The 10,365-nt window shown below is 36.3% G+C and carries 5 protein-coding genes; all 5 read right to left on the minus strand.

What is annotated here, in order from left to right; all coding sequences use genetic code 11:
- Nucleotides 1–358 precede the first annotated feature (358 nt).
- A complete protein-coding gene (locus R2R71_RS21115) occupies nucleotides 359–2,944 on the minus strand; it encodes an alpha/beta hydrolase family protein (protein WP_316833281.1) in 2,586 nt (861 codons plus the stop codon).
- 13 nt (nucleotides 2,945–2,957) lie between these two features.
- Entirely contained in the window at nucleotides 2,958–4,259 is a 1,302-nt protein-coding gene (locus R2R71_RS21120) for a thioredoxin family protein (protein WP_316833282.1), read from the minus strand.
- A 103-nt stretch (nucleotides 4,260–4,362) separates the two neighbouring features.
- Complete coding sequence (locus R2R71_RS21125; RefSeq protein ID WP_316833283.1) at nucleotides 4,363–5,940, minus strand: RagB/SusD family nutrient uptake outer membrane protein; 1,578 nt, start codon at nucleotides 5,938–5,940, stop codon at nucleotides 4,363–4,365.
- A 22-nt stretch (nucleotides 5,941–5,962) separates the two neighbouring features.
- A complete protein-coding gene (locus R2R71_RS21130) occupies nucleotides 5,963–9,307 on the minus strand; it encodes a SusC/RagA family TonB-linked outer membrane protein (protein WP_316833284.1) in 3,345 nt (1,114 codons plus the stop codon).
- A 334-nt stretch (nucleotides 9,308–9,641) separates the two neighbouring features.
- On the minus strand, nucleotides 9,642–10,365 hold a 724-nt coding region (locus tag R2R71_RS21135), incomplete at its 5' end, for a FecR family protein (RefSeq protein ID WP_316833285.1).

Raw genomic sequence — 10,365 nt, forward strand, 5'->3', positions numbered from 1 at the left:
ATACTAAGGGTATTGTGAGTGAGTAGGATAACTATTCTATGTGAAAATATTTGTGAATTAAAATGATAAACCACTGAAAAACAGTTAAATATTTTTTTAAGGAATTTATTAGTTTACTTGGAGGGTTGAACGTTTCGGCTAAAATAAGTTGAATTTATTCGAAATGTGATTTAAACTGCTTTTGAGATTTTGATCTTTGTTCAAAAGTTGGTTTGTATTATTGGTGTCTAGTTTAAAATTGTCAGATAGTTTCCGCAGATAGTACATCTTGCTAATCCTGCATGAATTTAAATAATGCGGCAAGAGCGATCAAGTTACCATGATCTTCAAGGTATTGAGAACAGCTTTTGGCAAGCTATTATTTCATCCATGCAGGCAATATTGACCCTTTTAAGTAATAGTCAAAGAATTGAACGCAACGAATGCTAAAATCGCTTTGATGTTGAATCGGAATGCCATGTGTTTTGACTTGATATCGAAGCATCCAGGCCGGTTTCCCCTCTCGACGCAAGGCCGTGAACCATGTATTGCCTTGATTTACATTTACATTCCAATCTGTAATAGTATTAACAATTAGGATAGGATCTTTTACATTCTTGGCAAATATCAAGGGGGATGCGTCAATATATCTTTTTGGATCAGTTGATAAACTAACTCCCATTCGACCCTGCCCTAACTCCATATGAGAAGGTACATTCGGAAAACTTCCATCATAGGTTATCAATTCACTTACTCCAGAAATAGATATTAATGCAGCAAATTTATTACTAAAAGCAGCAAGGCAATTCACACCATATCCGCCAAAACTTCCACCACACACACCAAAATGTTTGCTATCGATATATGATTTTTTTGCTAAGTCAATGGCCGCGCCTTCTACACAATCGACGATGTTCTCAGCGGTTTTACCTATTTTAAAATAGATATTAGGTACACATACTAAATACCCTTTACTCAGCATGTATGGGATATTAAAGCTGTATCTTTCGCTAAGTTTTGGTAATGGAAACTGGTTTAATTTTAGTGCCTCTTGTTCATAGAAGGTAAATAAAACGGGATATTTTAAAGTAGAGTCAAAATTTTCCGGTTTATACAAAATATACTCTGATGATACGCCCCTTTCTGTTTTATAAGAGATTAGTTCATTTTCTAGCCAAACGGTGTTACGTTCAGGATGTATATTGCTTACTCGATTGAAGGCTTTAAAATCCTTAGTCCAAAAAAGGTTATTTGATTCTTTGGCACTCATACGAGCCACCAACCAAACATTCTTATCTCTTGCTTTAATTGGGGGCATGTTATTAATGTTCTTATAATTCGATTGATGGTAAATATATTTCCCACCAGCTAGCAGAACGGGCTTCACCTTTCCAGCAAGGTCAACTCTAACAAAACCGTTATCTAAATTTTTTTCACTTAAATAAGTGCAAAAAATTTCGTTATCAGAAAAACGTTGTTTTGAGTTAAAATTTGCAAAGAAATCGAAAACCGTCTTCGTTTCTCTCCCGACAAAACTGGTAATATTAAAGAATCTTTGATTGTTATTAGGATCAACTTTCCAGATGTCGTACGGGTCTTTTATAAGGAGATTTGCTTCATTAAAATCCCAACCAACAACTTTAATTCCTCGATTACCGATCAGAGCCGTAGCCCCCCAATGGTCATCTGATATAGGTATTGGAAGGTTCTTTGTTAAATTGACGGTTTTAAGATCTTGCAATTTTGTTAGGAATATGTCCCCCCCATCACTTATCTGACTAATAATATATGAGCCCTTTGGAGACATTTCATGAAATGCTCTAACTCCATAAGGCAGGGCGGTTTTGGTTAACGTTTGCACATTGAGAATGTAGTCATGATGTCTGCCCTTTGTATTCCATGGAGATTCAACATTACTAATATTTGCATTGAACGGTCCCGAATCTATTTTTCTGACTATAGTGATCCCATCGTCATTAGGTTGATCTAAAAATTCATTTTTTTCGGTCTCAAACAAAATTTTGGAACTGTTGAAATCGACCATTAATTCTTTTGATTCGATTGTAGGATATATTTCTGGATCTAATTTCAAGACTGGATCTTCAGAGCTAAGGATATCAACCCCACTTTGTAAAATGTTAGAATCAACTTGGGATTTTGATAATTTCAAGACCACGTAGTTACCTCTGTTGCTCATGGATTTTAATGTTAAATTGAAGCCTATGCATTGCGAAATGAATTTCGAATCAATAAGAACTCTGAGATGTTGCTGAGAGTCCCAAAGCCACAACATATTTCCTGAAACGAATACAATTTCACTTCCCAAACCATTCATTAAAAAACTAGTGACAACTAAGCCTTTAAATATTTGCTCTTGTTTCCCGCTTGCTAAATCAAGTATCACAATTGATGTGCCTTTGCCGTCATTTTGGAAGACGAACAGTTTTGATAGATTTTTTGAAAACTCATATCTAGCAGTTCTCTCAAATGTCAAGCCTTTTGCTTTTTGGCTATGGTTTATTCTAAGGACACTGTCTGCTGTCAGACTGAAAAGTTCTTGCTTGTTTCTGAATTTTACCAATCGGTACGATTTTACATTTCCAAAATCAGTAAATGTAGATGTACCTAAAGTAAGGTACAATAACTTATCGTCTTTGGATTTAAAGTATATTGATTTACTATCATCCGAAAAATTTGGCACAGTTTGCGGATTATCGATACTTATTTCCCAATTCGTTTTCAGGTCCTTAAAATGCCATATTATTTTAGAAGTGTGACCTTCTCCAATCACTTTAGAGTACGCAACATACCTTGCGTCATTTGAGATAACAGCTTCTTCACTGAATCTGCACCAAGTGGAAATACTGTTGTCATCTAAATTGGTTTTATGTATTGTTTGACTGTGTGATACGACACTCATTAACACCCAAAACAAAGTATGGAGATATTGTGATTGTAACTTCATAGATAAATTGTGTTTATTCCCAGGTTGACAATCCTTGCTCCATTTTCATGAGGGTTTGATAAAAAATTCCTCCAACTTCTTTTGGAGATTTCCCAGATTTTGCGGCCAAAAGGTTGACAATTTTTTTTTCAAGTCGAATTGCTTTATTAATTTTCCCCAATTTATACAATAGATTTGCTTTAGTGTCAATCATCTCGTTGAGTGGTAACTTTGCAATAATTATGTTTTGCCACCCAATTGCTCTTCTTAATAAACCAGGATCGTTAGAATTTAAAAAAATGCCGTACCAAGCGAAGTTATTTAGTCCATAATACAATGAAAATTTATCCTTTATGTATTCGGGGCAACGGTTAATCAGTTCATCAACAGTACCTGCAAAATTTTGCCAATCTTTAGTTTCTTTATAATATGATATTTTACTTTCAAGGAATAATTTTAATCCACCAGACAATGGATATTTTTTTAAAAAACGTCTCTCTATCATTTTCCAATCAAGAACTTTGTATTTGGATTTTCTATTATCAAAAAGGATATTTTGAAAATTTTCTCTCAAACAGGTTGTATTAATTAGTTTCGTTGAAAGGCCCGGTATAATCGTATCAATCGTGGCTGGCTGGATTACGCATAACCGGTAAACCCTGTCAGAAGATGATATCAACTCTGGAACAAGATCAAAGTATTTCAAATGCTCTTCTGTTAATAGTTTCTCGTAGGGTAATTTATCTAGGTATTCGCCTTTGTACTTTTTCCTTATTTCCCAACCAATATCTATTTTCCCAAGTTCGAACGCTTTGTCAGCTAATGAATAATAATCTTCCAGGGGAATTTGGTTTTTTAAATAAAGAGCATACATAAAATCAAACCGTTTTTTGGGTTCTTGGGCATTCAAACAAAATTGTTCAAAATCTTTTAAGCTTATCATGCCTACACTTTTCCCAATCATTTTACCGGTAGGATCGAGAATAATTAAGGTTGGGAAAGCATTGACGTAAAATCTATTTGCAATTTTCTCCGCTTCTCCATACCAATCCCTGATAGGCTTCTTATCCCTTGGATTGCGATCCATTTGTACTTTAACTGATATAAATTTATTTTTGGTCAAGTTACCTGATAGCACATTACTATACACTTCCTCATCCATCTTAATGCATGGTACGCACCATGTAGTATAGCAATCAATAAGTATAAATTTATTCTGTTCTTTAGCTTGATTTAATAGCAGTTCGAAGGATTCCTTAGCTACGAATTCGATGCCTTGTGCAGTCGCGATCTGGTTTGCAGAGAGCAGTAATAATAAAATTAATTTAATTTTCATTCTGATTAAAATATGTTTCCACTGATCAAGTAGCTACTTGTCTAAAAAACTAATATGTCATGAAAGGAAATCCTCCCCTTTCAAATAATTTTTGTCAATAATATCAGTAGCCAGGATTTTGGGTATTGATTAGATTTGGATCTGCAAAGAGATCAGCAGAAGGCAATGGATAAAGTTTCCAATTCGAATTCCAAATACCACCTTTATTGCTCGTAATTGTGGGCATTATTTCGTCCGCTCTTGAAATTTGGGGATTGGTGAAGCCTGGAGTACGTTTCAAATCAAACCACCGATGTCCATTTTCCGCAAATAATTCTATTTGCCTTTCATGTTCGATTGCTTTTAAGACGTCTATCAGACTCATTCCTACAATAAGATTTGGCAATGGATTTGGTACTAATACCGACGGTGTCGCCCTCGCACGTGATCTTAAAACATTTAAATCACTCAAAGCTCCAGAAAGATCAGCATGTCTAGCCTTTGCTTCGGCTCTTATAAGATATTGCTCCGCTAGACGAAACAAAACCTGCGACTCTGTATTTGCTGTTTGACTCTTAGGAGCTTTATATTTATAGGGAAAGAAATAGTCTATGCCATTTGCTGTAATTTTACCTATCCAATCACTTCTTCTTGCATCTCCAGGTTCAAATGCGCCAAGAATTGAGTCACTAAGGTAAAATGGTGTAGAACCAATCCCTATTGTAGATGAAGATGTTGGCCCATTCGCAGAAAGTATGAAAATTGAACTTTCTCCGGTATTGTACCCAGAGCCACCGCCTGCTACTATTGGCTGCAGGCACCAAATTGTTTCTAAACTTTTGTTTAAAAAAACGCTATTCAAGGGTTCCAGTTTAAATAAACTGGAGTTATTTATCACGGACTCGGATTGAATAATGGCATCAGGATAACGACCCATATATAGATACGCCCGTGATAGGAGAGCTGTTGCTGCCCATTTGGTTGGTCTAACTCTCCCTGTGGAATTTTTCGAGGATTTCAAATCAGCGTCAAGATAGTTATCACTCAATAGTTGTTGACTTTGTAAAAGATCGTTTACTATCTGAGTGTAAACATCTGCTTTAGGGGATCTGGCTAATAACCGATTCTTTGCGGGATCTGTTGTTAGTGAGATTGGTGTATCCCCATAAAGATTGACTAACAAAAAATAACTGTAAGCCCTAAGGAATAAAGCTTCTCCTTGTAATTGTCTTTTTACAATAGGACTTAAACCAGTACTTTTTTCCAAACCCTCAACTGTGGAATTAATTCTGAAAATAAGTGAAAATGTTCCTGACCAAAAAGTTGAGCCCACCAGAACTCCATTTGAACCCTGCGATAACGCATTTCTGTAATAAGCAGAATATAATGGATAGTTTTTATCATATAATGTAAACTCATCAGCAGACAATCCTCCAAATAAAAATATACTGGAATAAGATTGTTCGAGAAATCGTGCATTATCGTCTGCCATCGAGGCATAAACGCTGGTAAGCGCCTGGATTGCAGTTTTATCATTCTCGAAGACATTATTGGCATTTATGCTATTTAGTGGAGCTGGAACCTCTACAAATTTTCTGCAACTTAATAATGTGATGATTAGAAATATTATGGTAGAAATTAAACCTGGGTAAACATTTGAATTATTTCCCATTTTTTTTTCTTGATAAATTATTTTTTTCATAGTTCTACATGTTTGTTTCTGTTTATAATTTTACTCTCAATCCACCTGCAATGATTCTGAGTGGGGCAAGTGTAGACGGACCTGAGACTTCAGGATCATAACCCCTGTAACCAGTAATTTTGAACAAATTCTCTGCGTTTAAAAAGATTGAAAAATTGGAAAGTCCAATTTTCTTAATAAAAGTTGTAGAAAAATCGTAGGAAAGGGAAATATTTCTCAATTGAATGTATGATGCATCTGAAATTATAGCATCACTTTGATATGCTCTAATTTGTGCAATTAGTGCTCCTGGATAACTAAAATTTGCTGTCAGCACTTGCAAGTTCGATCTATCTCCAACTGATTTCCAGTACGAGCCAGCAACATAAGATGGCTGATTCGTTAAGCCATATCCAGGATATCTATTCCCCAAAAGAGAATTTGTAGTTGTTTTTTTAGTAAAAGAGAAGAGAAAATTTAAGTGTAAATTTCCAAAATCCATCGTATTTGTAATTCCCCCGAAAAATGTTGGTATGTTAACATAATCACGGTAGAGCATAAGATCCTTTGGGAATGCAGGATTGGAAGTCAAAGTCCCATCTGCAGTCAGAAATTGATACAAACCATTTTGCGGATTTACTCCAGCAAATTGGTAATAGCGACCTATAGATATTGATTTGCCCTCTTGAAATGTATTTGCGTAGGATGATGTTGATAAACCAGGAAAACTTAGAAGTTTATTACGTAATATCGATGCATTAAAACCAACTTTCCATCTGAAATTATTTTTATTTAACACTTTAAAATTCGTAGCAAACTCAAAGCCTGAATTTTGCACTACTGCATCCAGGTTGGCGGTATAACTTTGAAAACCAGCAATAGATGGCAAAGCATATGCTAGTAATTGATTTGAAGTTCGATTTTGAAAATAATTGATGTTTAATAGTAACTTATCATCAAGAAATCCCAAGTCCAAGGCATACTGTAATTTTTGGGTTTCCTCCCATTGAAGGTCTGGATTTGGTAATCCATTTGGCACCAAACCAATGATATTTTGGTAATTCACGGGATTAGATGCTGAGGAATATTGATTCAAAAATTGATAGTCTCCAATATTATCATTTCCAGTAGTACCATAACTGATGCTTAACTTACCGAAACTGAAGATTGGGGTTAAATTCTTCACAAATTTCTCAGAAGAAAATATCCATGAACCAGCAGAACTCCAAAAATTGTGAAAAGTATGATTGCTACCAAATCTGGAGCTTCCATCCCGCCTTCCATTGAAACTGATTAAGTATTTATCATCCCAATTGTATTGAAGTCTTCCAAAAAGTGCATTATATCTGTATTTGCTCATTATGGTACCCTGATTAAGCAACGATCCCGCTGCTCCTAAGTCTTCGAGTAACAAATCATTTGTATATCCCAGACCTCTAATAACCTGTTGATTTTGGTTTCGATGTTGAAATGTTATTCCTAACAATAAATCGAGCTTTGCCTTACCAATGATACTCTGATAGGTAGCTTTGGGCTCGATATGCCATGATGAAACGTTACCGTTAGAAAATGAAGAATTGCCAGTTTCGTTTGGTCGATATTCAGGAGCGATTCCGGCAAGTGCAAAAGTTCTAAGTTCGTCCATTTGGATATTACCATAACTAAATTGTGAAGAGATGTTTAAACCTTTTGTGATTAGATACCCTAAAGTTAAACCGCCTATTAAGTTTTTCGTTATTATGCTATTTTTATTATATAAATTTTGTGCTAGGGGGTTATTCCAGGTTGACAAACCAGAGATACTTGGTTGCCAGTTAAGGGTTCCGTCTGCATTAAAAATTGTTGGGGCGTTAGGTGATAGCGAAAGAGCTGCGCTTGTTGGATCTAGGGTTGGAAGAATATTTACATCCGCCATATAGCTAGCATTGAAGTTTAATTTAAATTTCTGCGCATTATCAATATGATTTACACTCAACTGCAACGAGCCTTTTTCATTGCCTAGGTGTGGTAGATGCTTGAAAATTGTGGTTTCTTTCTGATATGTCCCACTTAGTCGATACTGATCATTGACTGTTCCTCCGGAATAAACCCCTTGAAAATTACTATAGTTTGCACTACCACCAAGTAGCTCCTTTTGCCAATTAGTATCCTTATTTAAATCCCATTGACCATTAAGATCATATTGATTGACAAAATCTAAAGAATTAACTGTCGATTTATCAGTACCGAAATATGCGTCTCGCCTCATCTTGAGATATTCTTGCAGATTTAGCATTTTCATTAAATTTGCTTGTTCCCCAACTCCTTGTCGTAGATCTATCGTAATTTCCCCTCGACCAATTTTACCTTTCTTCGTGGTAACTAAAATTGCTCCATTTGCTGCCCTGGACCCATATATTGCTGTTGCGTCAGCATCTTTCAATATGCTGATACTTTCAATATCCCCCGGATTTATAAAACTTAATGGGTTGCCTGATGAAATAAATGAAGTGTTTTGATTTAAGGTTCCAGGGCCTGAAGACCCTAGTAAGGATCCGGCAACACTTGGTAAGAGTTGTGATATATAAGGTATACCATCAATAACAATAAAAGGATCATTACCCCTACTCATACTATTTACTCCCTGAATCTGAACTTTAACACCACTGTTTGCAAATCCCGATGATTGGAGAACTGATATTCCGGGTACTTCGCCTTGTAAGGCCAGCAAAACATTGCTAATCGGCTTGTCTTCAATTTGTTTTGAAGTAATTGTGCTTATGTTCCCTGTACTCAATCTTTTTGAAGTTTCGCCATAGGGACGAATTACGACTTCATCTAATTTTGATGTAGAAACTTCTAAAGTTATTTTACCGAAATTTTGTGATGCTCGGAATTCTTTTGAGCTATATCCTAGATGAGATATTAGGATATAATCATCGGTAGAACAATTTTTTAAAACAAAATATCCATTCTCATCCGTAATTACTGACCTCCGGCTCGTTTTTTCTTTAATAGTCGCACCTGCAATCGGCCTTCCCTCGACATCAACAATTCTTCCCGAAACATCAATGTAAAAATCATGAAGATATCTTGACATTGCGCTAAGGAGCGAAACCTTTTTTCTCTTCACAATGATCAAGTTATCGTTTATTTGAAAATCTACTTCACCTCCTCCAATACTTTTGAATACATCTGCAATGCTACATTGATTAAATGAAACATCAATTCTCTTATCAGATTTCAGTACGTCATCAGAGATGAATACATCATAGCCGGCCTGCTTTTTAAGCTCAAAGAAAATTTCGTTCAAGGTGATTTTTTTTTTAACAAGCGATATCCGTTGCCCAAAGGTGGTAGCACTTACCCGAAGCAGTGTTATAAGTGTTAAAAATGTGGCTAGTTTCATGATTGATAACCACTTTTGTATATACGCTGGTGGCGCATAGAGATATCTAGTAAAATTTATATACATTTGTCTTGCTAGTTTTTAAGCTTAAGTGGCTGAGGTCCAATTCGTGCACTTGGCTTGGTTTAAGAAATTTGGTTTATCCTTTTTTCGGATTAGCAAAAGGACTGAACATTTTGTTGGTCCTTTTTTTGTATAGGGCATTTTCTAAGCCGGCGGTGTTTTGCTATTTTTCTTCATGTTGTTTGGTTTTGGTTTGACTTTGTTTAATGGGTGGTTAACCCCCTATTCATTTCTGTGTTGACTGTGTTACATTTCATTTATTTTGGGATGGCTATCTACTTATTCTAATGACTTTGCCTTCAATTTTAAAGTTGACTTCACTTCCTTTGGATATGGCGTTGAGCATTTTATTGAGGTTGTCAAAGCGGCTCAGCGTTCCGTAAAAACGTTCTTCTTTGATGGTTGGATCGTCGAAGATGAATTCCACGTCATACCAGCGTCCTACTCTTTTCATGATGCTGCCGAGGGGTTCTTTGTCGAACGCGAAATAACCTTCTTTCCAATCGATGAAAAGTTCTGGTTTAACTTCTTTTGCGCTGAGGATGCCTGCTGGAGTGAGGCTGGATTGCTGGCCAGGATTTAATGTTAAGCTGTTCTCCGGATTTGTATTTAGCGTAGCTGCATTTCGACTGGTTTTGCTGTTTTGACTGAGTGAAGTTTTTACCTGGACAGTTCCTTCGAGTAAAGTGGTTTTGGTGGTATTGTCGTCGTGGTAGGCACTGATGTCAAATTGGGTACCCAAAACGGTTACAGTCTGGTTAGCGGAACTGACAACAAAGGGATGTTTGTTATCGTGTGCGGCTTCAAAGTAGGCTTCGCCGCTCAAGCGTACCTCGCGTCTCGGTGCTGCAGCGAATGAGGAAGGGTAAGAGATCGATGATGCGGCGTTGAGCCAAACTTTGGTGCCATCTGGGAGGATGACTTTTGCTGTTTCTCCATTGGCGGTGGTCAGGGTATTGATTTTTGTGTTATCGGTTTGCTTAGTGTCTGTAATG

Source organism: Pedobacter aquatilis, assembly GCF_032678405.1.
GTDB lineage: Bacteria > Bacteroidota > Bacteroidia > Sphingobacteriales > Sphingobacteriaceae > Pedobacter > Pedobacter aquatilis_A.